The 26,740-nt window shown below is 73.7% G+C and carries 25 protein-coding genes; 11 read left to right on the forward strand and 14 right to left on the reverse strand.

Annotation, left to right across the window (positions count from 1 at the left end):
- Nucleotides 1-23: 23 nt before the first annotated feature.
- Both AC0665_RS12940 and AC0665_RS12945 read left to right on the forward strand, forming a co-directional pair.
- Nucleotides 24-866 carry a pentapeptide repeat-containing protein gene (locus AC0665_RS12940; RefSeq protein WP_478605519.1) on the forward strand — a complete coding sequence of 281 codons (843 nt, stop codon included), beginning with the start codon at nt 24-26 and terminating at the stop codon, nt 864-866.
- Nucleotides 867-959: 93 nt separating this feature from the next.
- Nucleotides 960-1,688, forward strand: coding sequence for a DUF2470 domain-containing protein (locus AC0665_RS12945; RefSeq protein WP_468404606.1), 729 nt, complete (start codon nt 960-962; stop codon nt 1,686-1,688).
- On the opposite strand, the gene AC0665_RS12950 is transcribed toward AC0665_RS12945, so the two are convergent.
- From AC0665_RS12950 to AC0665_RS12970, 5 genes are all read right to left on the reverse strand, one after another.
- Nucleotides 1,656-2,855, reverse strand: coding sequence for a lactonase family protein (locus AC0665_RS12950; RefSeq protein WP_478705040.1), 1,200 nt, complete (start codon nt 2,853-2,855; stop codon nt 1,656-1,658). The two genes, AC0665_RS12945 and AC0665_RS12950, sit on opposite strands and share 33 nt — an antisense overlap.
- Before the next feature lie 127 nt (nt 2,856-2,982).
- The gene (locus AC0665_RS12955) at nt 2,983-4,131 is read right to left on the reverse strand and encodes a hypothetical protein (protein ID WP_478508610.1); all 1,149 of its coding nucleotides are present in this window, start codon (nt 4,129-4,131) and stop codon (nt 2,983-2,985) included.
- 45 nt (nt 4,132-4,176) lie between these two features.
- Nucleotides 4,177-5,430, reverse strand: coding sequence for an FUSC family protein (locus AC0665_RS12960; protein WP_478508608.1), 1,254 nt, complete (start codon nt 5,428-5,430; stop codon nt 4,177-4,179).
- 111 nt (nt 5,431-5,541) lie between these two features.
- Nucleotides 5,542-6,036 carry an FBP domain-containing protein gene (locus AC0665_RS12965; protein ID WP_468404612.1) on the reverse strand — a complete coding sequence of 165 codons (495 nt, stop codon included), beginning with the start codon at nt 6,034-6,036 and terminating at the stop codon, nt 5,542-5,544.
- Between the two features lie 104 nt (nt 6,037-6,140).
- Entirely contained in the window at nt 6,141-6,788 is a 648-nt protein-coding gene (locus tag AC0665_RS12970) for a PAS domain-containing protein (RefSeq protein WP_468404613.1), read from the reverse strand.
- Between the two features lie 152 nt (nt 6,789-6,940).
- On the opposite strand from AC0665_RS12970, the gene AC0665_RS12975 reads away from it, so the two are divergent.
- The 4 genes from AC0665_RS12975 (at nt 6,941) to AC0665_RS12990 (ending at nt 12,868) form a co-directional block, all read left to right on the forward strand.
- Nucleotides 6,941-10,132 (forward strand): cytochrome P450, encoded by a 3,192-nt coding sequence (locus AC0665_RS12975; RefSeq protein ID WP_478704996.1) that lies wholly within the window; start codon nt 6,941-6,943, stop codon nt 10,130-10,132.
- A 30-nt stretch (nt 10,133-10,162) separates the two neighbouring features.
- Entirely contained in the window at nt 10,163-11,125 is a 963-nt protein-coding gene (locus tag AC0665_RS12980) for a phosphotransferase family protein (protein WP_478605514.1), read from the forward strand.
- A 116-nt stretch (nt 11,126-11,241) separates the two neighbouring features.
- Nucleotides 11,242-12,531, forward strand: a complete 1,290-nt coding sequence (locus AC0665_RS12985; RefSeq protein ID WP_478704997.1) for an ROK family protein — start codon at nt 11,242-11,244, stop codon at nt 12,529-12,531.
- Nucleotides 12,532-12,592: 61 nt separating this feature from the next.
- The gene (locus AC0665_RS12990; RefSeq protein WP_363116485.1) at nt 12,593-12,868 is read left to right on the forward strand and encodes a hypothetical protein; all 276 of its coding nucleotides are present in this window, start codon (nt 12,593-12,595) and stop codon (nt 12,866-12,868) included.
- A 121-nt stretch (nt 12,869-12,989) separates the two neighbouring features.
- On the opposite strand, the gene AC0665_RS12995 is transcribed toward AC0665_RS12990, so the two are convergent.
- The 4 genes from AC0665_RS12995 to AC0665_RS13010 form a co-directional block, all read right to left on the reverse strand.
- Nucleotides 12,990-14,018 (reverse strand): SDR family oxidoreductase, encoded by a 1,029-nt coding sequence (locus AC0665_RS12995; RefSeq protein WP_478605510.1) that lies wholly within the window; start codon nt 14,016-14,018, stop codon nt 12,990-12,992.
- Between the two features lie 207 nt (nt 14,019-14,225).
- Nucleotides 14,226-15,401 (reverse strand): FUSC family protein, encoded by a 1,176-nt coding sequence (locus AC0665_RS13000; RefSeq protein ID WP_478605508.1) that lies wholly within the window; start codon nt 15,399-15,401, stop codon nt 14,226-14,228.
- Nucleotides 15,402-15,585: 184 nt separating this feature from the next.
- Complete coding sequence (locus tag AC0665_RS13005; RefSeq protein WP_478704998.1) at nt 15,586-16,251, reverse strand: HAD family hydrolase; 666 nt, start codon at nt 16,249-16,251, stop codon at nt 15,586-15,588.
- 39 nt (nt 16,252-16,290) lie between these two features.
- The gene (locus AC0665_RS13010) at nt 16,291-17,331 is read right to left on the reverse strand and encodes a PHP domain-containing protein (protein ID WP_478704999.1); all 1,041 of its coding nucleotides are present in this window, start codon (nt 17,329-17,331) and stop codon (nt 16,291-16,293) included.
- A 119-nt stretch (nt 17,332-17,450) separates the two neighbouring features.
- Here AC0665_RS13010 and AC0665_RS13015 point away from each other — a divergent pair, with 119 nt between their 5' ends.
- Nucleotides 17,451-18,260, forward strand: a complete 810-nt coding sequence (locus tag AC0665_RS13015; RefSeq protein ID WP_478705000.1) for an SDR family oxidoreductase — start codon at nt 17,451-17,453, stop codon at nt 18,258-18,260.
- A 67-nt stretch (nt 18,261-18,327) separates the two neighbouring features.
- A complete protein-coding gene (locus AC0665_RS13020; RefSeq protein ID WP_031133568.1) occupies nt 18,328-18,564 on the forward strand; it encodes a hypothetical protein in 237 nt (78 codons plus the stop codon).
- A gap of 34 nt (nt 18,565-18,598) precedes the next feature.
- Here AC0665_RS13020 and AC0665_RS13025 read toward each other — a convergent pair whose 3' ends face one another.
- The 4 genes from AC0665_RS13025 to AC0665_RS13040 form a co-directional block, all read right to left on the reverse strand.
- Complete coding sequence (locus tag AC0665_RS13025; RefSeq protein WP_468632979.1) at nt 18,599-19,144, reverse strand: VanZ family protein; 546 nt, start codon at nt 19,142-19,144, stop codon at nt 18,599-18,601.
- Nucleotides 19,145-19,328: 184 nt separating this feature from the next.
- Nucleotides 19,329-19,991, reverse strand: coding sequence for a DUF4230 domain-containing protein (locus tag AC0665_RS13030; protein ID WP_468404633.1), 663 nt, complete (start codon nt 19,989-19,991; stop codon nt 19,329-19,331).
- A 105-nt stretch (nt 19,992-20,096) separates the two neighbouring features.
- Entirely contained in the window at nt 20,097-20,474 is a 378-nt protein-coding gene (locus tag AC0665_RS13035) for an anti-sigma factor antagonist (protein WP_468632981.1), read from the reverse strand.
- Between the two features lie 205 nt (nt 20,475-20,679).
- Entirely contained in the window at nt 20,680-21,117 is a 438-nt protein-coding gene (locus tag AC0665_RS13040) for a MarR family winged helix-turn-helix transcriptional regulator (protein WP_478705001.1), read from the reverse strand.
- Between the two features lie 102 nt (nt 21,118-21,219).
- Here AC0665_RS13040 and AC0665_RS13045 point away from each other — a divergent pair, with 102 nt between their 5' ends.
- Nucleotides 21,220-22,674: an aldehyde dehydrogenase family protein gene (locus tag AC0665_RS13045; RefSeq protein ID WP_478605502.1), complete on the forward strand. Its 1,455-nt coding sequence runs from the start codon at nt 21,220-21,222 to the stop codon at nt 22,672-22,674.
- A 23-nt stretch (nt 22,675-22,697) separates the two neighbouring features.
- Nucleotides 22,698-23,804, forward strand: a complete 1,107-nt coding sequence (locus AC0665_RS13050; RefSeq protein WP_468632985.1) for an NAD(P)-dependent alcohol dehydrogenase — start codon at nt 22,698-22,700, stop codon at nt 23,802-23,804.
- A 759-nt stretch (nt 23,805-24,563) separates the two neighbouring features.
- Here the strand turns inward: AC0665_RS13050 and AC0665_RS13055 are convergent.
- Entirely contained in the window at nt 24,564-25,514 is a 951-nt protein-coding gene (locus AC0665_RS13055) for an NADP-dependent oxidoreductase (protein ID WP_478705002.1), read from the reverse strand.
- 71 nt (nt 25,515-25,585) lie between these two features.
- Between AC0665_RS13055 and AC0665_RS13060 the strand changes: the two genes are divergently transcribed.
- Nucleotides 25,586-26,530 carry a GlxA family transcriptional regulator gene (locus AC0665_RS13060; protein ID WP_478705003.1) on the forward strand — a complete coding sequence of 315 codons (945 nt, stop codon included), beginning with the start codon at nt 25,586-25,588 and terminating at the stop codon, nt 26,528-26,530.
- Nucleotides 26,531-26,740: the final 210 nt, after the last annotated feature.

Genomic DNA, 26,740 nt, shown 5'->3' on the forward strand with positions numbered 1-26,740 from the left:
CCGGCGGTGAGTTGTCGTTTCGTATGCTGAACGGCATGCGAGATCACCAGGCCGGGCAGGCGGAACTGCGCGGCGACTGCGAGCGGTGCTTCGGGCTGTGCTGCGTCGCCCTGCCCTTCGCCGCCTCGGCCGACTTCGCGGTCGACAAGGCCGCCGGCACGCCCTGCCGCAACCTCCGGGAGGACCACCGCTGCGGCATCCATGCCAGGCTGCGGCAGAAGGGGTTCACCGGCTGCACGGTCTACGACTGCTTCGGCGCCGGGCAGCACGTCTCGCAGATCACCTTCGGCGGGCAGGACTGGCGGACCGGTCCGCCGGAGCGGGCCCGCCGCATGTTCGAGGTGTTCCCGGTCGTCCGGCAGCTGCACGAACTGCTGTGGTACCTGAGCGAGGCGCTCACCCTGCCGGCGGCCCGTCCCGTCCACGCCGACCTGCGCAAGGCGCTGGACAGGACCCGGGAACTCACCGCCATGGCCCCCGAGGAGCTCGCCGGGCTGGACGTGGCGGCGCACCGCCAGGAGGTCAACGTCCTGCTGCTGAGGACGAGCGAGCTGGCCAGGGCCGGCATCGGGGGCCGCAAGAAGGACCGCCGGGGGGCGGACCTCATGGGCGCCCGTCTCAAGGGTGCCGACCTGCGTGGTGCCAGCCTGCGCGGCGCCTACCTCATCGCCGCCGACCTCACCGGCGCGGACCTGCGGGGCGCCGACCTGATCGGCGCCGATCTGCGCGACGCGGACCTCACGGACGCCGACCTGACCGGGGCGTTCTTCCTCACCCAGCCGCAGCTGAACGCGGCGCGGGGGAGTGCCGGGACCCGGCTGCCCACGTCGGTCACCCGCCCCGGGCACTGGACAGCGCGGGTCTGAGGCCGCTCCCGTATCGCTGAAGAACCTCTGCCGTGGTTGGCGTGCACCTCGATCTTCGGTAGGTTAGGTGAGGCTTACCTAAGGAGGTCTGGGATGGGTGACGACAGCCACGGCTGGACGGCGGCTCCCGCCGCCGCGGAGCGGGCGCGCTCGGTGCTCGCCGCCGCGTGGTCCTGCGCGGTGACCGCGGAGGGCACGCGAGAGGAACTGGTCGGCGCGCACAGCGTGGAGGAGGACGGCCGGGTGCGTCTGGCCGTGCCCGAGGACAGCGCCCTGCTCGCGGCCGCGATCTGCGCGCCCCGCGGCGAGCCGTCCGCGGTGCTGGAGTTCGCCGACGTCGCACCCGTCCCCGTCCGCAGCCGCATCCGCGCCCGGCTGTGGCTGGCCGGCTGGTTCGCCGTCGACGGGGAGGAACTCGTCTTCACGCCCACGCGGGTGGTGCTGCGCAGGCCGTCCGGTTCCGTGGTCGTGGACCTCGGCGAGTTCGCCGCCGCAGCGCCCGACCCGCTCACCACGGCCGAGGCCCGGCTGCTGACCCACCTCGCCGACTGCCACGCCGACGCCGTCGAGCGGCTCACCCGGCTCGTCGACTCCGGCAGCCTGTACGGTGCCGTCCGGGTCCAGCCGCTCGCCGTCGACCGGCACGGACTGACCCTGCGCATCGAACGCGCCCGCGCCCACGGCGACGTACGCCTGGCGTTCCACGCGCCCGCCGACGACGTCGCTCAGCTCACCGAGCGCATGCACACCCTGCTGTCCCAGGCCAGTGCGGCGTCCTGCCCGCGAGCCCTACAGCGGCAGCGCACAGACGGCGACGGGTGAGGGGAAGGGCGCGCCCGCGCGGCGCAGTTCACCGCTCGCCTCGTCCACGTGGAAGACGGTGACGGTGGAGGACTTCTGGTTCGCCGCGAACAGCAGTGTGCCCTCCGGCGAGAGGGCGATCTGACGAGGGAAGTCCCCGCCGACCGGCACCGTGTCGAGCAGCCTGAGCCGGGCGCCGCCGGCCTCGACGGCGTAGCGGGTGAGGCTGTTGTGGCCGCGGTTGGCGAGGTAGGCGTACCTGCCGTTCGCGGTCACCAGGATCTGCGCCGGATAGTTCGTGCCCGAGCCGGTGCCCGTGGACTGTGCCTCGCCGACGGTCAGCCGGCCGGAGGCCCGGTCGTACGCGCAGACCGCCACCGTGTTGTCGACCTCGTTGGCGAGGTAGGCGTACCGGCCGCCCGGGTGGAACGTGAGGTGGCGCGGTCCGGCGCCCGGCCGGGTGTGCGCCTGCGCGACCTCGGTGAGCGTGCCGGCCTTCTCGTCCAGCCGGTAGGTGTAGACGGTGTCCGTCCCCAGGTCGACGGCGAGCACATGGCCTCCGTCCGGGCTGGTGACGAACTGGTGGGCGTGCGGGCCCTCCTGGCCGGGGCCGGGCGGCGGGCTGGAGTGCCGTACGAGGCCGGTGCGCTCGCCGAGCGCGCCCGAGGCGTCGATGGGATGCACCGCCACACTGCCCGAGCCGTAGTTCGCGCTGAGCAGCCAGCGTCCACCCGGGTGCACCGACAGATGGCAGGGGGCCGCGCCGCCGGTGCCGCGGCTGCCCAGGACCTTCCGGTCGGACAGCCGGACGGCGGTCACGGCACCCGCGTCGCGCTCGTCCACCGCGTACAGCGTGCCGCGGTCCGGGTGGTGCGCGAGGTACGACGGGTCGCCGACGCCGGTGATCGTGCCGTCGGCGCTGATCCGGCCCGTGGCCGGGTCGTACGTGGCCAGGCCGATGCCCTTGCCGCCGCCCTCGACGGAGGTGTAGGTGCCCAGGTGGAGGGGGCGGGGCCCGGAGGGGCGCCGGTCCGCGCGGGACGGGCCGGCACTCGCCTCGGGCGCCGTGCTCGGCGTCGACGTCGACGTGGGCGCGGGTGCGTCGTCGCAGGACGGCAGGGCCGCCGCGGCGGCCCCGCCCGCCAGTGCGCCGACGAACCGGCGCCTGCTCCAGCCACCACTGTCCATGTCGCCCCTCAGGTCGTCACCGGTCCCCATCGTGACAGCCACCTTGGCGTTTCCCCGCCGCCGGGTGCAAATACGGCAGCGGGTGGCGCGAGGTGCGAGAGCCGGACAGGGTGCCGGGAAGGGCGGGCTACCAGTTCCCGTCCTCGATCGGCTCGCCCGGGGCGTCCCCCAGCTGCTGGGTCTGACCCGGAGTGGGCGGCTGCCAGGGCTCGTGGTCGTCGCCGAGCCAGTCGCCGACCGGCTTGACGGACCGGAGCGTGTCCGTGGGGGCGAGATCCTCCGCGTCCTGGTCGAACCAGTCGAACCAGGGCAGGCCCGCGCGGGTGTACGCGGCCCGGTCCACCGGCGACGGCGGCGCGGCCTCGCCGGTGATGCGGCGCCACTCCGGCGGCGTGACCAGGTGCACGAACACCCGCCCCGCCGGGGCCTGCGACCAGTCCGAGAGCGGCCGGTCGTCCTGGTACACCTCCTGCCGCATGGAGCCGCCGACGCCCAGGCCCATCGCCACGGCCGCGCGCGGAGCACTCGACGGCGCGGCAGCGGCGGCGGGCGCCGGGACCGCCCCCGGCGCGGGAGGGGCCGCCATGGGCATCGGGGCCCCGAAGGACGCGGGCGGGGCCGCCATGGGCATCGCGGCGCCGAAGCCGCCGGACCCGGCGGTGGGCAGGCCGCCCGGCATCGCGGCGCCGTAACCACCCGGCGGGGGCATCACCCGAGTCCGCTCCGCGCGCTGCCGCTCCTCCTCACGCCACCGCGCCAGCTCCCGCTGGTTCAGCGCGAAGGACCGCAACTGGACCCCGCCCCACACCTCCTCGCCCGTGACCTGCCCCTCCACGGTGGCGCCCAGGCCGAGCGGGACGGCCACGAACTGCCGGACCGTGCCCGTGCCGGAGTTGATGCCGTCCAGCCAGGGCTGGCGGGGGAGCACCACGTAGTTCTGCGGTCCGCGCGCCAGGCGGTCGCTCCAGGGGCGGCCCGAGACCGCGCACACCTTGCCGACGCCGACCTGGAGGGCGGCCGGCTCCGAGGTGCCCGCGAAGCTCAGCCACATCGCCTCACGCAGATACACGGGGAGCATCACACCGCCGCGCGACCGCCACTCCTCGGGGACACGGTCCGCGTAGTCCGCGACCCGCCGCACCGGGAACTCGCCCAGCCCCGGAGGCAGCGGATGGGTGCCGGTCTCCGGCAGGCGCAGGGTGCGGATGAAGCGGACCGCCACCCCGCCCGGCAGCCGCAGTGTGTTCCCGTCGATCCGCACGGTCGTGTCGGCCATCGGCCCGCTCCTCGCATCAGGGGCCGGCCCCCTGCCGGCGCTCCCTCAGCGAGAACGCCCGCTGAACCCCGCGCGGTTCCGCCACAGCTGCTCCGTGACGCCCAGCCGTTCCCGCAGCCGTGTCAGCCGGGGCATCCGCGCGCGCTGTTCCCGCGAGACCCGGTCCAGCTCCTCGAACAGGCGCCGGGTGCGGTGCTCGGTGTCGAGCTCGTCGAGGATGCGGTTGACCTCCGTCAGGACGGCGCCCGGCAGCTGCCAGTGCCCGGGGTCGCGCTCGGCCTCCTCGCGCAGCAGCAGGGCCAGCTTGTCGCGGGTGCCCGCCGCGGTGCGCAGTTCCGCGGCGAGACGTTCCTCCGCCGACTCCGCGCTCGCGCTGAGGTGGGTGGTCACCAGCACCGCGAAGCTCACCACGGCGTCCGCGATCTCGGACAGCAACTGCTCCAGGGCGGCGCCCGTCTCGGGCTCAAACAGCGGCTCCGGTTCACGCTCCTTGGCGAGGTCGGTGAGGGAGCGGGCGAGCACCCGCAGCACGACCGTGCAGATCTCCAGCGTGTCCAGACCGGTGCGCATCACCACCCGGTGCAGCACGCTGTCCTGCACGCGCGGATTGAGCCGCAGACTGTCCTCGGCCTGCCGCAGGGCCGCGTCCACCTCGACGATGTCGTGATCGAGCCGGCGCGCCTCGTGCAGCTGCTTCTCGGCGCGGTGCACGGGCGTGCCGTCGGCGGCCTCCTCACCCATGCGCAGCATCAGCTGGCGCAGGCGGCGCGCCAGGCCCTCGATCGACTCGCCCGCCTCCTCCACCCACACCGGCGGAGCCAGCAGCAGGTTGCAGGCGAGTCCGACGCCCGCGCCGATCAGCGTCTCCACCACCCGGGCCCAGGCGGTGTCCCCGACGGTGGTGACGCCGAGGACGAGCATCGCGCTGATCGCGACCTCGGGTACGTACTCCTCCACCCGGACCAGCCGTCCCACCGCCAGCGACGCCACGAGGAGCAGCGCCAGGCTCCACCAGGTCAGGCCGACCAGCAGGCTGAACGCGATGGCGACCAGGACGCCGGTCACCACGGCGTTCACCCGCCGGAAGCCGTTGGTGATCGTGGCGTACAGCGTGACCTGGACGACCAGCAGCGCGGTCAGCGGAGCGGTGAGGGGCGCCGGTTCCGGGCTCAGCCGCAGCGCGATGACATACGCGATCGTCGCCGCGGTCGCGGACCGCAGCGTCTGCACGACCACCGGATCACGGCGCTTGCGCAGGATCCGCTCGGCGCGCGCCGTCCACTCACGTACCTCTCGCATCCTCGGGCAGTTCCCCTTCCCCGGCGTCACGAACGCATCCATGATCACATCCATGCAGGACGTTCACGAAGGACGTTAGTGCCGGGGGAATGCGGGGGCGACCGAGGGCGGTCAGGCGGACACCTTGTCGAGGAAGGCGTCCAGCCGGCGCGTGGTCCGCGCGATCTGCTCCTCCAGGGTGAGGCTCTCCTCGAACCGCGACCCGGTCTCCGGCGTCTTCTTCCCGCGTACGTACAGGGAACAGGCGAGGTCGGTGCACATGTAGACCCCGACGGAGTTGCCCTCGCGCCCGGCCGGGCCGGCCTTGCGCGCGGTCATCAGGGCGACGCCGCCCCGCGGGTGGGTCGTCAGGCACAGCGAGCACATGCTGCGGTGCAGGAACCCGCGCTGCGCGGCCTGGAACCGCATCGCGACGCCGACGAGCCGCCCGTCCCGCTCGGTCACCACATAGCTGCGATCCGGTGCTCCCGGGTCCCGCCACCCGAGGAAGTCGAGGTCGCCCCAGGGTCGCTCGTCGAGGTCCCGGGGCACGGCCAGGCGCTTGGCCTCTCCTTTCGAGCAGTTGATGAACGAGGCACGGATGTCCTGCTCGGTGAGCGGCTGCACGGGAGGGCTCCTCGGGAGTGGTCGGTGCGAAACCTAGGGGGTCTAGGTTTCGTGGACCGGGCCAGGGTAGGCAGCCGCGGTGAGGCGGTGCCACCGAGTTTTCGTCAGGCCCCGTCCGCCGGCGGGGCGGGCGGCCACACCCCGGCCCCGAGCACCCCCAGGGCATACGCCCGGGCCACCAGCTCCGTGCGGTTCGACGCGCCCCAGCGGGAGGACAGGCGACGCAGGTGATAGGTCACCCCGTCGGTGGTGAGGCCGGTCTCGCGGGCCGCCCGGGCCGTCGTGGCGCCGGCGGCCAGCAGGGCCAGGATGCGCGCTTCCCCCGGTGTCACCCGTTCCCGCTCGGCAGGAGCGGCGGGGGAGGGGACCGGCTCGGCATCCACCCGCAGCATCACCAGCAGGGCCGGGGTGTCCTCCGCGGTGTCGCTGACCGGATCCGCCGTCAGCTCGCCGTGCCGCTCCGCGCCGCCCGGTGCCCGCCAGCGCACCGATACCTGGTAGCGCGAGCGGTGACGCAGGCGCAGGGCCTCGGCGATGCGCTCCACCTGCGTGGCCTCCCGCGGGCTGAACAGGTCCAGCACGTCACGGCCGCGCAGCCGCCCCGGCGTCGTTCCGCACTCCGCGGCCATCGCCGGATTGGCCAGCAGCACCGCGCCGTGGACGTCGCACACCGCGACCGGCATCGCCACCCGGTCGAACAGGAGCAGGGCGCGGTTGCGCCAGGTCACGGCCTCCTGCCGGGCCAGGTCCACGAGTCTCTCCTGCCATGCCGGGCCGCTCCCGCGCAAGAGCGGCGCACCTGCTCGCCCTACACAATCATGTAGGGCCACGGCACCGTCCCCGGTACCCCGTGGATCACGCTGGAGCGCAGTACTTCCGTAGCGCGAAAGGCAGTTGCCGCGTCATGCCCCCCACCGGACAGACTCCCCCGACCGCCGACGCCCTCCCCGGCGTCCCCGTCGCCGACATCTCCGCCACCGGCCCCGGCGGTGCGCCCGTCCAGCAGGCCATGGACCTGATGCGCGAGCACGGGCCCGTGTTCGTGCGGCGGCTGTACGGGCGGGACATCCTGTTCGTGGGCGACCTCGATCTCGTGGCCGACCTGGCGGACGAGCAGCGGTTCGCCAAGCACATCGGGCCCGGTCTGGAGAACGTCCGCGAGTTCGCCGCCGACGGCCTGTTCACCGCCTACAACGACGAACCCAACTGGGCCAAGGCGCACGACATCCTGATGCCCGCCTTCGCGCTGGGCTCCATGCGCACCTACCACCCGGTGATGCTGAAGGTGGCCCGCCGGCTCATCGCGTCCTGGGACCGCGACGCCCGGGCCGGGCAGCCGGTGAACGTCCCCGACGACATGACCCGCATGACGCTCGACACCATCGGGCTCGCCGGCTTCGGCTACGACTTCGGATCCTTCGAACGGGACGAACCGCACCCCTTCGTCGAGTCGATGGTCCGCTGCCTGGAGTGGAGCATGACCCGCCTCGCCCGCGTGCCGGGCCAGGACTACTCGGCGCAGGACGCGGCCTTCCGCGACGACTCCGCCTACCTCGCCCGGGTCGTCGACGAGGTGATCGCCGCCCGCACCGGCACCGACCAGAGCGACGCCGACGACCTCCTGGCCCTGATGCTCACCGCCGCACACCCGGCCGACGGCACCACCCTCGACACCGACAACATCCGCAACCAGGTCATCACCTTCCTGATCGCCGGCCACGAGACCACCTCCGGCGCCATGTCCTTCGCGCTGTACTACCTCGCCAAGCACCCCACGGCGCTCCGGCTGGTGCAGCGCGAGGTCGACGCGCTGTGGGGCGACCGGGCCGACCCCGAGCCGACGTACGACGAGGTCGGCAGGCTGACCTACACCCGCCAGGTGCTCAACGAGGCCCTGCGGCTGTGGCCCACGGCCGCCGTGTTCGCCCGGCAGGCCCGCGAGGACACCCTGCTCGGCGGCCGCATCCCGCTGCGCGCCGGGCAGGCCGCCCTGGTCCTCACCCCGATGCTGCACCGGCAGCCGGTGTGGGGCGACAACCCCGAGCTGTTCGACCCCTCCCGCTTCACGCCCGAGGCGGAGGCCGAGCGGCCGGTGCACGCCTTCAAGCCGTTCGGCACCGGTGAACGCGCCTGCATCGGACGCCAGTTCGCCCTGCACGAGGCGACCATGCTGCTGGCGATGATCGTCCACCGTTACCGGCTCAGCGACCACGCCGACTACCGGCTCACCGTCAAGGAGACCCTCACCCTCAAGCCCGAGGGCTTCACCCTCGCGCTCACCCCGCGCACCGCCGCCGACCGCGTCCACCCGCCGCTGCCCGGCGCCGCCCCGGTCCAGGACGCCGAGTCGGCCGAGCCGCAGGGCCTGCCCGCCCGCGTCCGCCCCGGCACCGCCGCCCTCTTCCTGCACGGCAGCAACTACGGCACCTGCCGCGACTTCGCCGCGCAACTCGCCGACGAGGCCGCCGCGATCGGCTGTGCCACCGAGGTGGCGCCTCTCGACGCCTACGCGGGCGGACTGCCCGCCGACCGCCCCGTCGTCATCACCGCCGCCTCCTACAACGGCCGCCCCACCGACGACGCCACCGCCTTCACCGCCCGGCTGGAGGAGACCCACGACCTGTCCGGCGTGACGTACGCCGTCCTGGGCGTCGGTGACCGCAACTGGGCCGCCACCTACCAGCACGTCCCCACCCGGATCGACGAGCGGCTCGCCGCGTCCGGCGCCGGCCGCCTCCTGGAGCGCGCCGCCGCCGACGCCTCGGGCGACCTCTCCGGCACCGTCCGCGCCTTCACCGCGTCCCTGCGCACCGCCCTGCTGGAGCGCTACGGCGACCCGGACGCCACGGCCCCCGACCCCGGACCCGCCACCGCCTACGAGGTCCGCGCCCTGACCGGCGGCCCGCTGGACGCCCTCGCCGAACGGCACGGCCTGGTCCCCATGCGCGTCACCGAGGCGCGCGACCTCACAGCGCCCGGATACGCCCGCCGCAAGCGGTTCGTCCGGGTGGCGCTGCCGGACGGTGTCACCTACCGCACCGCCGACCACCTCACCGTCCTGCCCGCCAACGCCCCGGAGCTCGTGACCCGCGCCGCCACCGCGCTCGGCGCCGGCCTCGACACCGTCCTGGACATCCGCGCCACCCGCCCGCGCCGCGACGGCATCGCCGTGGAACGGCCCGTGACGGTACGGCAGCTCCTCACCCACCACGTGGAGCTCCAGGAGCGCCCGAGCGCCGGGCAGCTGGCCGCGCTCGCCGCCGCCAACCCGTGCCCGCCGGAGCGCGCGGCCCTGGCCGCCCTCACCGACGACCCGCGCACCCTCGTAGAGATCCTGGAGGACCACCCGGCGCTGCGCGGTGCGCTGGACTGGCCGCAGCTCCTGGATCTGCTCACCCCGCTGCGCCCCCGCCACTACTCCGTCTCCTCCTCGCCCGCCGTCGACCCCGGCCACGTGGATCTGATGGTCTCGTTGCTGGAGGCACCGGCCCGCTCCGGCAGGGGCGTCTACCGGGGCACCGGCTCCGGCCACCTCGCCACCCTCGAACCGGGTGACACCGTGTACGCACGCGTGCAGCCGTGCCGGGAAGCCTTCCGCATCGACGTCACCGGCGATGCGGCACCGGTCGTCATGGTGGCGGCGGGCACCGGCCTCGCCCCGTTCCGCGGTGTCATCGCCGACCGCGCCGCGGCCGTCGCCGCGGGCGCCGAACTCGCCCCCGCCCTGTGCTACTTCGGCTGCGACGCCCCCGACGCGGACTTCCTGCACGCCGAGGAGCTGCGCGCCGCCGAGGCCGCCGGAGCCGTCTTTCTGCGCCCGGCGTTCAGCGAGACCCCCGAGGGCGAGGTGCGGTTCGTGCAGCACCGGATCGCCGCAGAGGCCGAGGAGGTCATGGCCCTGCTGGACGCCGGAGCGCGGGTGTACGTCTGCGGAGACGGTTCCCGAATGGCGCCCGGGGTGCGGGAGGCGTTCCGTACGCTGTACCGCAAGCACACGCAGACCGCCGACGGCACCGACGAGGCCGCCGCCGAGCAGTGGCTCGACGAGCTGATCGCGCACGGGCGTTACGTCGAGGACGTGTACGCGGCCGGCTGACCGCGACGGCAGGGGAGAGGTGGGCACACGGTGGTGGACTCCTGGGAACGGGCCCGGCACATCCTTCAGGCGGCGGGCCTGGACCCCGGCAGTCTCGCCCACCTCGCCCCGCTGACCGGCGGCACGTACAACACCGTCGAGGAACTCCGCCTCACCGACGGCGGCCGCTACGTGCTGAAGATCCCGCCCGCCGCGGCCGTCCCCGGCATGCGGCACGAGAAGCGGCTGCTCGTCGCCGAGGCCGAGTTCTACCGCTCGGCCGCCCGGGCCGGGGTCCCCGCCCCGCGGGAGGTGTCCGCGGGGGAGGACTACCTGCTGATGACGGCCGTCCCGGGCGAGCCGTGGGACGACACGCTCACCGACGCGGAGCACACCGCCCTGCGGACGGAGCTGGGACGCCAGGTGGCCCGCCTGCACCGTGTGAGGGGGCCCGGCTTCGGCTACCCTTCCGGCGCCCTCGGCCCGCTCGCGCCCGACTGGCGGACGGCGTTCACGACGATGTTCGACGCCGTCCTCGACGACGCCCGGCGTTACGGAGCCCGGCTGCCGCGCCCCGTCGACGCGGTGGCCGCCACCGCCGCGTCCGCGTACGGCGCACTCGACGAGGTCACCGACGCGTGTCTGGTCCACTTCGACCTGTGGCGGGGCAACGTCCTCGTCGACCGACCCGGCGGACGGGCCCGCATCGGCGGCCTCATCGACGGGGAGCGCATGTTCTGGGGCGACCCCCTGGCCGACTTCGTCTCCCTGGCGCTGCTCGGGGACATCCGGGACGACGAGGCGTTCCTCGCGGGCTACCGGGAGGAGGGCGGCCGGGCCGGGTTCGGCGCCCCGGCCCGGCTGCGGCTCGCCCTGTACCGCGCCTACCTGTACCTGATCATGCTCACCGAGACGGTTCCCCGGCAGGCCGGCGAGGAGCAGCAGCGCTGGGTGCGGGAGAGGGTCGGCCCGGAGCTCGTCGCGGCCCTGGACGAGATCGCCGAGGGCTGCTGAACCGCGCGGTCGGCCACCGGTTAGCTCACATCGTGAAATAAGGGGTGGAGGAATGTCGCGCCGAGCCCCGCCCGACGGTATGTTGCAGGTCGGACAGGGGATGCGAGGGGATTCACATGGTGGCGCGCAACGGGCGCACGGTACGCGACCTCAGGCGGGCCAACCGCACGGCGGTGCTGCAACGGCTCTACTTCGACGGTCCGCTCAGCCGCTTCGAACTCGGTCCGGCGACCGGGCTGAGCTCCGGCTCCGTCAGCAACGTGGTCGCCGACCTGGTCGCCGACGGGCTGGTCGAGGAGGCCGGCAGCGTCGACTCCGACGGCGGCCGCCCGCGTACCCTGCTGCGCGTCGCGCCCGTCAGCGGCCACATGATCGGCGTCGACGTCGGCGAGACCCGGGTCCGCGTGGAGCTGTTCGACCTCACCCTCACCGAACTCGCCCGCGCCGAGCACCCGCTCACGCCGCAGCGGTACGAGGTCGAGGTCATCGTCGACCACATCCGGCAGGGCATCGCCGAGGTACTGGACACCGCGGACCTCGCCCCCGAGCGGCTCCTCGGCGTCGGCATCGGCGTGCCCGGCATCGTCGAGCGCACCCCCGACCGCGGCGCGCTCGTGCACGGGCAGACCATCGGCTGGGACGCCGTCCCGCTGGAGGCGCTGCTGCGCGCCGGTTCCCCGCTGCCCGACACCGTGCCGTACTTCATCGACAACGGCGCCAAGACGCTGGGCCAGGCCGAGATGTGGTTCGGCGCCGGACGCGGCGCCCGCAACGCCGTCGTGGTGCTCTTCGGCTCCGGTGTCGGCGCGAGCCTCGTCACCCCCGACGTCGACCAGGGCCGCGCCGTGGAGTGGGGGCATCTGACGGTACGGGTCCGGGGCCGCCGCTGCCGGTGCGGGGCCCCCGGCTGCCTGGAGGCGTACGCGGGCGCCGAGTCGCTGCTCGCCCGCTGGCGGGAGGAGGGCGGCCGCGTCCCGGACGGCACCGACGAGGAGACCGCCCTGACCACGATGCTCGCCGCCGCCTACCCGCCCGAGGGCACCGTGGCCGACCCAGTGGCGCTGGCCGTCCTGGAGGAGACCGCCGAGTACCTGGGCGCCGGCCTGTCCGACCTGATCAACCTCTTCCAGCCCGAGCGGATCCTGATCGGCGGCTGGGCCGGTCTGGCGCTCGGCGCGCGCTTCCTGCCCGCCGTACGCCGGCACGCCATGTCGTACGCGCTGCGCCACCCGGCCGGGAAGGTCACCGTCGACCTCGGCCGGCTCGGGCCCGACGCGGTCACGGTCGGTGCCGCGATCCTGCCCCTGGCCGACTTCTTCGCACGTGGCGGACGGCGCCCCGACCCGGCACCGAAGGACCCGCTCCCCGCCTGGCGGACGGCACTTCAGGAACGGATTCCGCGCTGAGGTTTCGCCGATCACCGCGGAGGTACTCGCGTGGCGCCCGGACCACAGAAGGGAGCACGCCGTGACCGACCACCGCCTCGAAGGACCCGGCGAGAACGGTGAGCCCATACCGCGGGACATGCCGGACCAGCAGGCCGACGACGGCGAGGACCCGTGGGAGGTCGCCCCGCGCTTCACGGGCACCGGAAAGAACGAGCGGCAGCACAGCGACGACGAGACCGACGAGCCCGCCGGTGACGTCCCCGACACGGACGAAGCGGGGACGGGCCGGCAAGGAGCACCGCGCTCGGGAGCGGTTCACCCCGAGCACCCGGTGCCGGACGAGCCCTCCGCCTGACGGGGGAGGGCATCCCACCGAGGGCCGCAGCCGGCTGTGGGGGTCGGCTGCGGCCCTCGGGCATGTCCCGGGGCGTTCGACGAGGGCCTGCGTGGTGCCCCCGTCGAGCGCCCCGGCTAAGTCAGCCCACCTTGCGCCCGTGCAGCGGTTCCGTGCTCGCCCCCGCGCCCTCCCGCAGGCCCAGCAGGAACTCCTCCAGGACCTCGGGCGCCGTGTGCTCCGGCCGCCAGCCGAGCTCCCTGCGCGCCCGCGCCGCATCCATCAGGGGCAGCCGCAGCACCGCGTCGAACAGATGCGGGGAGGCGGGCAGCAGATGCAGGCCCCAGGCGGCGGCGATCGCCGACCGGGCCGCCATGCGCGACAGCCGCACCGGACGCGCGTCGAACATCTCGCCCAGCAGCCGCGCGTCGACCGGCGGGTCGGCCGCCAGGTTGAAGGCGCCCCGGACGTCGGAGAGCAGGGCCAGCCGGTACGCGTTCGCCGCGTCGTCCGTGTGCAGCGCCTGCACCCGCAGCCCCGGGATGTCGGGCAGGTAGGGCAGCAGCTCCGGGCGGGCCAGCGGGCCGGGCAGGAAGCGTCCCCCGAAGATGCGGCGCTGCTCGCTCGCGGACTCCCGCTGGAAGAGGAAGGCGGGCCGCATCCGCACCACCCGCGTCCCCGGGTGGTCGCGCTCGAAGGTGTCCAGCGCGCGTTCCAGATAGGCCTTCTCCCGGCAGTACGCGGCGTCCGGCCAGCCGTGGGTCGGCCAGGACTCGTCCACCGCCTCGTCCTTGGGACCCGGAGAGTAGGCGCCGACCGACGAGGCGTGGATGAGCGTCGGCACCCCGGCCGCCGCCACCGCCTCGAAGACCCGCATGCTGCCGAGCACATTGGTGCGCCAGGTCGCCGCGGGGTCGTGGGTCGGCTGGAACGCCCAGGCCAGATGGATCACCGCGTCGGCGTCCGTGAACCGTTCCACCAGATCGGGCCGCTCGGAGGCCAGATCGACGGCGGCCCAGTCGGTCCTCGGAGGCGACCAGTCGGGGATCCGCCGGGCCAGCCCCAGCACCGAGTCGATCTCCGGATCCTCAGACAGGAGGCGCACCACGCTGGTGCCCACGTTGCCGGTGGCCCCCGTGACGACGACGCGCTTGCCCGTTCCGCTGCTCACCGTGCGCTCCTCTCGGCCGCGTGTTCCGCGTGAGGTGCCGAGTACCCGGGTGGGGCGGATTGCACGTGGACGAAGGAAAGCCCCGGCCGGACGGGGGAATCACGGCCGGGGCGGCTCAGGGGCGGGTCCTGCCCGGACCCACGTCTTGTTCAACGGGCAACAACCTCCGGGTGTTCCGCGCGGGGGACCCCCGCCCGGTGAGGTGCGTCACTGCTCCCGTTCGCCCAGGGTGGTCTCGGCCCACAGGTTCTCCGCCTGGAGAAGCAGCGTGCCCAGGACGGCGGTGCGGGCGGCCCCCTCCCCGGCCTGACGGCGCAGCTTCTCCTGCAACTCCTCGTGCAGCTCCCGCATCGCCTGCTCCGCCTTCTCGTCCGGCCGCGCGGTCTCGCCGCCGTCGCGCAGGCTGTCGGCCTCCGCGCGCAGGGCGTCCCCGATCAGCTCCAGCAGCCGCGCGTACGCGCGCAGGGCGGGCCCCTCCGGCGGAGCCGGCGTCCGGTTGTCGTCCACGGACACCGCGAGGGCCCGGGTGAGCGTGGTGACATGCCCGGTCACCCGGCCGAGCCGCTCGTCCTCGTCCTCCGACGGCAGCTCGTGCGGGACCCGGTGCAGGGCGCGCAGCGGCGCGTAGGTCAGACGCAGACTCTCCTGGCTCCACCGGCGTGCCGAACGCAGCGCCTTCAGCCGGTGGTCCAGCCCGGCCGAGGCTCGGACCCAGCCGTAGGCGGTCTGCGCGTCCCACTCGCCCTTCCGCAGGTCGGCGGCGACGGTGTGCAGGACGTCCCCCGCCTCCCGGGCCAGCGCCGCCAGGTTCTCCCGCACGTCCCGCAGATGGATCGGGGGCAGGACGAGCGCGTTGACGGCGACGCCGATGACCGCGCCGATCGCCGCCTGGCCCACCCGGTGCCCGACGGCGGACAGGCTCACCATGCCGGAGGAGAGGGTGAACAGCGCCGTGGTCGCCGCGTAGATGCCCTGGTCCCCGAAGCGGGGCCAGTTCGCCAGCAGCATCAGCACCGGCACGGACAGGGCGAGCGCGCCCGTCGTGTCGTCGGTGATCGCCTGCGCCCCCGAGGCGACCAGGGTGCCGACGCAGATCGCCCCGAACTGCCGGGCGCCCTGCACCAGTGAGCTGAAGACGGTGGCCTGCACCAGCACCAGCGCCACCCAGGGCGCCATCAGAGCCAGCGGGTCGCCCATCCAGACGCCACCCACCAGCCAGGCGAGCACCGCAGCCCCGGCCGCCTTCAGCGACTGGACGACCAGATCCCGCTCCCGCCCGGGCCCGCGCCACGCCGCCCGTACGGCGTTCCAGGCACCTCGCGCGTCACGCCGCACGGCATCCACCGGTCGCGCGGCGCGCGCTCCCCGCTCCAGGTCACGCATCCGCCCACGGGCCGTCGGTGCTCCCCGGGGTCGCGCGCCCGGAGCCGCTCCCGTGTCCGTGTCCCTGTCCCCGTCCTTGCCCCTGTCCCTTCGGCCGCGCAGGCCTCCCGCCACCCGCCGTACCGCACTCGTCACACGCGTCATGCACTGCGGGTATCCGCGTGACCGGGGGTTTCACGCCCCTTCACGACAGCGGGCTGCCGTCGAGGGCCGACAGGAGGTGCGCGGGGTCGGCGTAGACCGCGTCCGCGCCGGCCTCCTCCAGATCGGCACGCGGGATGCCGCCGCACAGGACGCCCACACAGCGCACCCCGGCCCCGCTGCCCGCGCGCATGTCCCACACGGTGTCGCCGACGAACACCGCCCGCTCCGCCGGCACCCCCGCCAGCTCCAGGGCGTGCTCGACCGGCTCGGGGGCGGGCTTGCCCCGCTCCACGTCGTCCGCGCTGGCCGTGGCCGCGATGGCCTCGTCCGCGTCGATCGCCCGGCGCAGCGCGCCCAGTTCCGCCCCGCCCGCCGAGGTGGCCAGCACCACCGTCCAGCCGTCCCCGTGCAGCCGCCGCAACAGCGCCCCGGCCTCCGGCAGCGCGGGGAGCCGGTCGAAGTACTGCCCGTACAGCGCCTTGTGCCCGGCGCTGATGTCGGCGTCCTGGTCCGTGTCCCGGTCGTCGCCCAGCACATGGGCGATCAGGTCGGTCGACGGCAGGCCCACGGCCCGGTGCAGGGCGTGCATCGGCACCTGGTGGCCCGCCTGCCGGAAGGCCTCCCACCAGGTCACGACATGCAGATGATTGGTGTCCGCCAGCGTGCCGTCGACATCGAACACGGCCGCCCGTCCCGCGCTTCCCATAAGTGCAGTCCCTTTCTCTCCGGCCGCGCGGGTACCACGTCAGCGGCCCGCCACGCCGGACGGCAGCCGCCGCTCACGCGTCCAGGCCAGAAGTTCCCCGAGGGACCACGTGGTCACCACCCGCTCCGGCGGCACCCCGCACTCCTCCGCCCGCGCGCATCCGTTGATCTGCCAGTCCAGCTGCCCCGGCGCGTGCGCGTCCGTGTCGACGGAGAACAGCACCCCCGCGTCCACGGCCCGGCGCAGCAGCCGCCGCGGCGGGTCGAGCCGCTCCGGCCTGCTGTTGATCTCCAGGGCCGTGCCGGTCTCCGCGAGCGCCGCGAACACCTCGTCCGCGTCGAACTCCGACTCCGGCCGCCCCCGGCCGGTCACCAGCCGCCCGGTGCAGTGCCCGAGCACGTCCGAGTGCGGATCGCGTACGGCGGCCACCATCCGCCGGGTCATCGACCGGGCGTCCATGCGCAGCTTGGAGTGGACCGACACCACCACCACGTCGAGCCGGTCCAGCAGTTCCGGCTCCTGGTCGAGGGCGCCGTCCTCGAGGATGTCGCACTCGATGCCGGTCAGCAGCCGGAACGGCGCCCAGGTCTCGTTCAGCTCCGCCACCACGTCCAGCTGCTCCCGCAGCCGCTCGGGCGACAGCCCGCGCGCGACCGTCAGCCGGGGCGAGTGGTCGGTCAGCACCGCCCACTCGTGACCGAGTTCCGCGGCGGCCCGCCCCATCTCCTCGATCGGGCTGCCGCCGTCCGACCAGTCGGAGTGCAGATGGCAGTCCCCGCGCAGCAGCGCCCGCAGCTTCTGCCCGCCCCGCACGGCGGGCGGCTCGTGCGCCTCGCCCTCCAGCTTCTCCAGATAGCCCGGCACCTGCCCGGCCAGCGCCTCCCGCGCCACCTGCGCGGTCTTCGGGCCGACCCCCTTGAGCCCCTCGAGCGAGCCGTCCGCCGCCCGCCGGCGCACCTCATCCTCGCCCAAATCCTTCAGCACCCGCGACGCCGTACGGAAGGCGCGCACGCGGTAGGTCGGTGCCAGGGACCGCTCCAGCAGGAAGGCGATCCGCTCCAGTGCCTCGACGGGGTCCATCGCCACCTCCACCTCAAGGGTTCCCCAGCGCCCCGCGGGCCGCACCCGGCAGGCGCCGTTTGCCCGGTTTCCCCCCGGGTACTGCGATCGTCCCGACCCCGCCGACTTGGAGGCCCCTCATGCCCGACCCCAGCGCGTCACCCGGCAAAGTCGCCGTGATCACCGGCGCCGACTCCGGCATCGGCCGGGCCACCGCCGTACGCCTGGCACAGGCGGGCATGGACGTCGGCATCACCTATCACCGCGACCGCGAGGGCGCCGAGGAGACGGCCGACGAGGTGCGCTCGCACGGCCGGCGGGCCGAGGTCGCCCGGATGGACCTCACCCGGCTGCCCGACGCCGCCGACATCGTCGACGAGCTGTGCGAGCGGCTCGGCCGCATCGACGTGCTGGTCAACAACGCCGGCACCGGCACCATGACGCCCTTCCTCGACCTGGAGCTGTCCGACGTGCGCGAGGTCCTGGACGTCGACCTCGTGGGACCGTTCCTGTGCGGGCAGAAGGCGGCCCGGCACATGATCGGGCACGGTGAGGGCGGCCGGATCATCAACGTCACGTCCGTCCACGAGCACCAGCCGCGGGTGGGCGCCGCCCCCTACTGCGCCGCCAAGGGCGGTCTCGGGCTGCTCACCCAGGTCATGGCGCTCGAACTGGCCGAGCACCACATCACCGTCAACGCCGTCGCGCCCGGGGAGATCTCCACGCCCATGACCGGGCAGGAGGACACCGACCCGCACACCGAGAGCCGTCCGGGCATTCCGCTCGGCCGGCCCGGTGACGCCCGCGAGGTCGCCGCCGTCATCGCCTTCCTGGCCGGCCCGGACGCCTCGTACGTCACCGGGGCGTCCTGGAGCGTCGACGGCGGCATGCTCCGGATGGGCCCGCAGGCCGGCTCCCATCTGACCGGCCACGACTGGCGCCGCCCCTGAGGGGCCCGGCCGGTCCGGCGGGCGCCCCGAACCCGCGCGGGCGCCCGTTGCGTTCTACGCTCGAAGCATGACCGAAAGCGCGAGCCCGTACATATCCCACCCGCGGATCATGGTGCTCGGGGTACAGCCGGGCACACCGCCGTTCCGGATCGTGCAGATCGACGGCCAGGTGGTCGGGGAGGCCCGGGCCGTCACCGACGTGCTGGCCGCCGCGGCCGCGTTCGGCATCACCGTGCACGACATGGACGATCCGGACGTGGTCCGCTGGGTGGGCGGCGACAAGTTCACCTGGACCGTGCACTAGGCCGTGTCCGCACCCGGGGCCCGGCGGCCGTGTGTCAGGCCTTGTCGGCCGACGGTTCCCTCTCCGCGCGGCTCCGTCGCGGCTTGCGCGCGTGCACGGCCCTGCTGAGGCGGCGCCCCAGGAGCAGGTAGCCGATGAGCGCGCCCGTGGTGTTGAGGATGACGTCGTCGATGTCGAAGGCGCGCCCGGTGATCAGGGCGCCCTGCGCGAACTCCACCAGGAGCATCACGATCGCGGTCAGGAACAGCACGCGCAGAATGCCGCGGGTGCGGGGCGCGACCACGGGCACGAGGACGCCGAAGGGAATGCCCAGCAGGATGTTGCCGCCGATCTGCTTGACGGCGTCCCGCAGTTCGGGCTGGTCGAGATAGGCCTTCAGGGAGTTGCCCGGTGTCAGGTTGCTGTGGGTCAGCGCCTCCGAGGCGGGGGAGGGCTGGAGGGTCAGCCGGGCCAGCACCACGGCGAAGGCGACCATGAACAGGAACGCGCACAGCATCGCCAGCAGCCGGGCGGGCCACGGGAGCGGGCGTCGCTCGCTCCCGGACCCGGTGGTCCGGGGACGTGAGGCTGCACTGGCCATGGGGTGTCCTCCACTCTTCAACGTCCCGGCGTGACAAGGCGGTTACCCCCGGGCGGGCCGACGATGCCGTGGGGGGTCGTTACCGGCCACGGTCCCCGGCGACGTCGCCGGGGACCGCTCCCACCCTCGGTTGCCCGCGTTGCGCCGGGGCACTCCACCGCCGTCCCGGCTCCGCGGAGGCCGATCAGCTGCCGTAGGAGACCCGCACCTCCTTGAACCCCAGGGAGCGCAGCAGGCCTTGGAGCATGCCGGTGGTGTTCGACTCGGCGCGCGCGGTCAGTTCGCTCTCCTTCGCCGCGTCGCCGATGTGCCGTACCGCGAGCTTCTGCACGGCCTGCTCGCCGTTGGGGTTGTCCGAGAAGATGTCGCCGAGGCGGTCGAGGAGACCGCGCTGCTTGGAGACCGCGTAGGAGCGGTCGGGGTCGAGGGCGGGCTTGCCCAGCCGCGCATGCGGCAGCCGGAGGGTGGCGGACGTGCGGTCCTCGTTGACCTTCACGTCGTTCTCGCCGACCTTGCCCAGGTCGACATAGGCGTCGACGGTGCCCGCGCCGACGTACAGCGTGCGGGTGCCGCGAATCGCGTCGGGCAGGAGCTTGGTGTCCTTCTCCAGGTCCACGACGACCTGGAAGTTGCCCGAGGCCGCGTCGTAACGGCTGATGTCCTGGATGGACTTCAGCAGCGCGGGACCGGACCGGTCGTGCGTCTCGGTGCCGAACAGGTCCTTCAGGCCCGGGAGCACGCTCAGCCGGAGCCCGGCGAAGAACACGACGAGCACCAGCACGAGCGCGGCCACCACTTTCGCCCAGCCGGGCATGCGCCTGGGGAGGCGCTTGACGGGAGTCGTCATGCGACGGCCCTCCTTCCTACTGTCCGGATGCCCGCGACGTCCGCCGCCAGACCGCCGGGTTCAGGATGGGGCGACCTCGGCGGGGAGCGCACGGGGCGCACGCGGTCAGGGACGGGAGGTCGCCTCCGGCTGCTCCAGTGCCGCCTCCAGCGAAGGTTGCGGGGGCAACAGCCGGGACAGCCCGGTGATCCGCAGGACGCGCAGGGTCAGCGGGTGGGAGCAGACCAGGAGCACCTGTCCGCGCCGGTCGAGCACCCGGCTGCGGGCCCGGTACAGCAGGCGCAGGCCGGAGCAGTCGAAGAACTCGATCCCGCTGAGGTCGATCACGACCCGGGCGCCGGGGCGGCCCGTCTCCCGGTCCAGATGCGGGGTGATCTCCGCGGCCGCGGCGAGGTCGATCTCGCCGCGGAACTCCAGCACCGTGTGCCCCCGTTCCTGGCGGACGCGCAGATGCCGGGTGAGCGGTGCAGGTTCCTGCCGCACGACGAGATCGCCTCCAGCCTGCTCCGTGCGTGGGGAGGGGCCACGGCCTCAACACCGTTCCCCGTCCCGCAAGTTACCCCCCATCGAGTGAATTTGAGCATGTTCGATTGACATATGTCTTTGAATTGCGGCCGAGATGGCCGAGGTTCGCGCCGGAGTGTGCGCCGGTGTCGTTCCGGGGGGTGCGCCGCAGGGGGCCGGGGGGCTACGACAGGGCGTGCCAGGCCTTGGTGAGCGCTTGGCGGAACTGCTCCGCCTGGTGTGCCGTGAGGTCGCGCACCATCCGGTCCTCCAGCTCCCGGACGGGTCCGGCATGCCGGGCCAGCAGCTCGCGACCGGAGTCGGTGAGCATGATCAGCAGCTCCCGGCGGTTGCGGGGGTTGCGCTCCCGGCGCACCAGTCCACGGCCCTCAAGGGAGCGGACCAGGTCCGCGATGGACTGCGCGGTGACGAAGGAGTCGCGCGCCAGCTGGGCGGCCGACAGCCCGTCGTGCCGCTCCAGCACGGTCAGCGCCGTGTACTGAAGAGCGGTGATGCCGGAGGGTCTGACCAACTCGTCCAGATGGGAGCGCACGACGAGCTCCACCTGCTTGACCATGTAGAGCAGGGAAGGGGGCGCCTTGGTCACCTGTGAGTCGAGCATGGAGGCAGGCTAGACCATTGACAGGATTCCTGTCTGTGCAGAGACTGCGCACAGACAGGAATCCTGTTTGTTGAAGTCTTGGCGACGACGCTGGGAGCGGCGATGACCACCTTCGAGAGCACACCCGGGCAGTTGTTCATCGGGGGCCGATGGCGCGAGGCCGCCGACGGGGCACGCACAGAGGTGGTCGACCCGTCCCGTGGCACCGTCGTCACCACGGTGGCCGAGGCCGGCCCCGCCGACGTCGACGCGGCCGTACGCGCCGCCCGCGAGGCCTTCGACGACGGAGCCTGGTCCGGTCTCAGCGGCCGGGAGCGCGGCCGGGTGCTGCACCGGGTCGCCGGGCTGATCCGCGAGAACGCCGACGAGATCGCCGCCCTGGAGAGCCTCGACGTCGGCAAGCCGATCACCCTGTGCGGCGCGGTCGACGTGGCCAACGCGGCCAACGACTACGAGTACTACGCCGGCCTCGCCCAGAGCCAGGACGGCGCCCTGCGCGACGTCCCGATGAACGCCCTCGCCTACACCAAGCGCGAGCCCCTGGGCGTGGTCGCCGCGATCACACCGTTCAACTTCCCCCTCATCCTGGCCGGTTCGAAGCTCGCCCCGGCGCTGGCGGCCGGCAACACCGTCGTCCACAAGCCCGCCGACGAGACCCCGCTCAGCGCCCTGTACATGGCCCGGCTGCTCCAGGAGGCGGGCGTACCGGACGGCGTGGTGAACGTCGTGACGGGCACCGGCCCGGTGGCGGGGGAGGCGCTGCTGCGGCACCGGGGCGTCGACAAGGTCGCCTTCACCGGCTCCACGGCGATCGGCCGGTATGTGGCGAGCGTCGCGGGCGAGGCCCTCAAGCCCGTCACCATGGAGCTCGGCGGGAACGCCGCCCACCTCGTCTTCGAGGACGCCGACCTGGAGAAGGCGGTCGGCGCCGTCATCAAGGGCTTCGTCTTCAACACCGGCCAGTTCTGCATGGGCGGCCCGCGCCTGCTGGTGGCCCGCTCGGTGTATCCGACCCTGCTCGGCATCCTCGCCGAGGCCGTGCCCGGTGTGCCGGTCGGCGACCCGCGCGACCCGGCCACGGTCGTCGGCCCGATGGCGGCCGAGAAGCACCTGAGGAAGGTCGAGGAGTACGTCGCCCTGGCCCGCAAGGAGGGCGCCCGGATCGTCTGCGGCGGTGAGCGGCTCGACCTCGACGGCGGCTACTACTACAAGCCCACCGTCATCGCCGACCTGGCGAACGACTCCCGCGTGATCCAGGAGGAGATCTTCGGCCCCGTTCTCACCGTCCAGCCCTTCGACGACGAGGACCAGGCCGTCGCCCTCGCCAACTCCACGCCGTACGGACTGGCCTCGGGCGTCCAGACCACCGACCTCGCCCGCGCCCACCGGGTCGCCGACCGGCTCCAGGCGGGCATCGTCTGGGTCAACGACTGGGCGATGCTCGACCCCGCGGTGCCCTTCGGCGGGGTCAAGGACTCCGGCTACGGCCGCGAGTACGGGCCCGAGGCCCTCGCCGGTTACACCAAGGTCAAGTCCGTCGTCGTCTCGCTCGGCTGAGACACCGTCAAGGAGTCATCGCGATGCCCACCACCACCCGTGCCGCGGTCGTCGAGTCCGGCGGCGCGCCCTTCACCCTCTCCGACGTCGTCCTCGACGAGCCCGGCCCGCACGAGGCGCTGGTCCGCATGGTCGCCGGCGGTCTGTGCCACACCGACCTCGGGGTGGCGAGCGGCGGACTGCCCTTCCCCCTGCCCGGGGTCCTCGGTCACGAGGGGGCGGGCGTCGTCGAGGCCGTCGGCCCCGCCGTCACCGGCGTCGCACCCGGCGACCACGTCCTGCTCTCCTTCACCTCCTGCGGTGACTGCCGCAACTGCCGTGGTGGGCACCCCGCGTACTGCGCGACGTGGCTGCCGCTGAACCTGATCGGCGGCAGCCGGGCCGACGGAACGAGCACCATCAGCCGGGACGGCCAGGCCCTCGGCGGCCACTTCTTCGGCCAGTCCTCCTTCGCCGAGCGGGCCCTGGCGGACGAGCGCAGCCTCGTCAAGGTCGACCCGGACGTGCCGCTGGAGTCGATCGCCCCGCTGGGCTGCGGCGTGCAGACCGGTGTCGGGGCCGTGTGGAACGTCCTGAAACCGCAGACCGGCGGCACGGTCGTGGTCCTGGGCGCCGGAGCGGTCGGCCTGTCCGCCGTGATGGCGGCCGCCCTCACCCCCGCCACCAGGATCGTCGCCGTCGACCGGGTCGCCGAACGCCTGTCGCTGGCCCGGGAACTGGGCGCCACCCACACCGTCGACACCAGCGGGACGGACCTCGCCCCCGCCCTCGCCGAGATCACCGGCGGGCAGGGCGCGGACGGGATCGTGGAGACCACGGGCAACGTCGCCGTCCTGCGCCAGGGCGTCGACGCGCTGGCCGCCCGCGGCACGCTGGTCGTCGTCGGCGCCCCGCCCTTCGGCACGGAGGTCGCCCTCGACGTCAACGGCCTCCTTGGTGGCAAGCGGATCGTCGGCCTCACCCTCGGCGACAGCGAGACCCAGACCATGATCCCGGCCCTGGTCCGCCTGGTGAAGGACGGCCGCCTCCCGCTGCACCGGCTGATCAGCACGTATCCCTTCGGGGACATCGACCGGGCGGTCCAGGACATGAGGTCGGGCAAGACGATCAAGCCGGTTCTGACGTTCTGACACCGCCGCAGGCGGCTCCGCGGCCCTGCGGGCCTGGTCGCGGACCGTGCCGGGGTCGGCGCTTGACCGGCCCCCCGGGGGCCCGGCCCCCTCACGCCCGCGCGGCGCCGCCGGGCCGTACGGCTCGGGCGGTGTAGCGAGGTCCGGGCGGACGGCCGCCAGGTCCTCTGGCAACTCGTCCGTCCTCTGGATGCGCCGATCACGGGCCACCCAGCCGCCCCGACCGGACGGATCGAAGACGAGCCCAGCGCCCACAGGCAAGCCCTGGCTCGCGTGCCTGCGGGCTGTGTGTGCCCTGCGCCCGCGTGCCTGTGCTGTTCGCTGTGTCCTGGCTCGCGTGCCTGCGCGGCTGGATGTGCCCTGGGCCCGCGTGCCCGGGGGGCTCGGTGTGTCCTGGCCCCGCGTGCCCGCGCTGTGCGGTGTGCCCCGACCCGCGTGCCTGCGGAGTTGGGTGTGCCCCGACTTGCAGGCTCGCGCGGCTGGGTGGGCTCTGGCCCGCGTGCCTGCGCTGTGCGGTGTGCCCCGACCCGCGTGCCCGCGGGGCTCGGTGTGTCCGGCCCGCGCGCCCGCGCTGTGCGGTGTGCCCTGGGCCCGTGTTCCCGCGTGGCTCGGTGTGCCCTGGCTTGCGTGCCCGCGTGGCTCGGTGTGCCCGGGGCCGCGCGCCCGCACGGCTCGGTGGGCCCCGGCCCTCGTGCCCGGCGCGGCCGGTCCCGCGTGTCGGCCCGCCCGACCGGCCGCCCGGGCACGCCGTTCGCCCGGTCAGTCGTTCAGCAGCACCAGTTTGCCCGTCGTGCGGCCGGTGTCTCCCAGGGTGTGCGCCTCGGCCGCGTCCGACAGCGGGAACGTCCCGGCGATCGTGGCGCGCAGCTTCCCCTGCTCGATCAGGCCCGCGATCGCCTCCATGCCGCCGCGGTCCGCGTCCACCAGCATCCGCAGCGCCCGCACTCCGAGCCGCCCGGCCTGCTCGTAGAGCTCATCCGAGCCGCCCGGGAGGATCGAGACCAGCACACCGCCGACGCGCAGCACCCGCAGGGAGTGCAGCGAGGTGTCGCCGCCGATCGTGTCCAGGACGACATCGACGTCCTTCACTGCCTCGGTGACGTCCGTCTCGCGGTAGTCGATCGTCTCGTCGACGCCGAGCTCGCGCAGGAACCCGTGCTTGCCCGCGCTGGCCGTGCCGATCACGTAGGCGCCGCGCGCCTTGGCGATCTGCACCGCCACATGCCCGACCCCGCCCGCCGCCGCGTGGATCAGCACCCGCTGCCCGGGCCGGAGGTCCGCGTGCTCGGTCAGCGCCTGCCAGGCGGTGAGCGAGACCAGCGGGAGCGCGCCCGCCTGGGCGTGGTCGACGCCGGCCGGCTTCCGGGTCAGGGCCCGGACGGGGGCGATGACGTACTCGGCGTGCGAGCCGTGCCCGTAGGGGTACGGCAGCATGCCGAAGACCTCGTCACCGGGCGCGAAGGCCACGACACCGATGCCGACCGCCTCCACCACCCCGGAGACGTCCCAGCCGAGGACGAAGGGCGGCTCGCCCAGGAAACCGCCGGTGGCGCGATGCTTCCAGTCGGTCGGGTTGACCCCGGCGGCCCGCACCCGGACCAGCACCTCGTTGGGCTTGGGTGCCGGGCGCTCGATCTCCACTTCCTTGAGGACCTCGGGACCGCCGAGGACGTCCTGGCTGATGGCTCGCATCGTGTTCTGTGTGCTCATGGTCAACCAGCGTGCCGGTCCGCACGCCGGTCGCCAATGGCAAGATTGCCAACCTTCGATAGGATCGTGCCATGCGACGTGAACGTGTGGTGGTCCTGGCCCTGGACGGGGTGTACCCCTTCGAGCTGGGCATCCCCAGCCGGATCCTCGGCGCGGCCGACGACCGGTACGAGGTCCTGACCTGCTCGGTCGACGGCCGTCCGGTGCGCACCAACGCGGACTTCGGCATCACCGTGGAGCACGGCCCCGAGGCCCTCGCCACGGCCGACACGGTGGTGATCGCACCCGTCGCGCCCGCCCACCTCACCGACGAGGTGTCCGGCGACGTCCTGGCCGCGCTGGCGCTCATCCGCCCCGGCACCCGCATCGTCTCCATCTGCACCGGCGCCTTCGTCCTCGCCGCCGCCGGCCTGCTCGACGGGCGCCGGGCGACCACCCACTGGCAGGTCGCCGACCGGTTCCGGCGCATGTTCCCGCGCGTCGACCTCGACCCGGACGTGCTCTTCGTCGACGACCACCCCTTCCTCACCTCCGCCGGAGCCGCCTCCGGCGTGGACGTCTGCCTGCACCTCGTGCGCAAGGACCACGGCAGCCGGCTGGCCAACAGTGTCGCGCGCCGCTGCGTCGTCCCGCCCTTCCGGGACGGCGGCCAGGCCCAGTACATCGAGCAGCCCGTCCCCGAACAGGGCCCCGCGAGCACCGCCGCCACCCGCGCCTGGGCCCTGGAGCGCCTTGGTGAACCGCTCACCCTGGCCGATCTGTCCGGCCACGCCCGGATGAGCCAGCGCACCTTCGCCCGCCGCTTCCACGACGAGGTCGGTCTCAGCCCCGGCCGCTGGCTGATCCAGCAGCGCGTGTCCCGGGCCCGGCACCTGCTGGAGTCCAGCGACCTGACAGTGGATCAGATCGCCGGCCGGGTCGGTTTCGCGACCGCCGCCTCCCTGCGTCAGCACCTCAACGCGGCGATCGGCGTCTCCCCGCAGGCCTACCGCCGCACGTTCCAGACGGCCCGCTGACGCCAGGGCGACCCGTCCCACCTGCCAATCGTCCAATTCGACTGCCAGCAAGGACATTTGTCGACGTGTTGCCTTCCGTCACGACGTGACGGAACCCTCACCTCCGGCCGGGGGGCGAGGTTGATCCTTTCGGGTCCAAACCCGATAAGGTTCCGATCGGCGCTGCGAGTTGACGCGATCGCGTTCGGCCGACTCGCGGTGCGTACTCAT

The organism is Streptomyces sp. NPDC043685 (assembly GCF_056436585.1).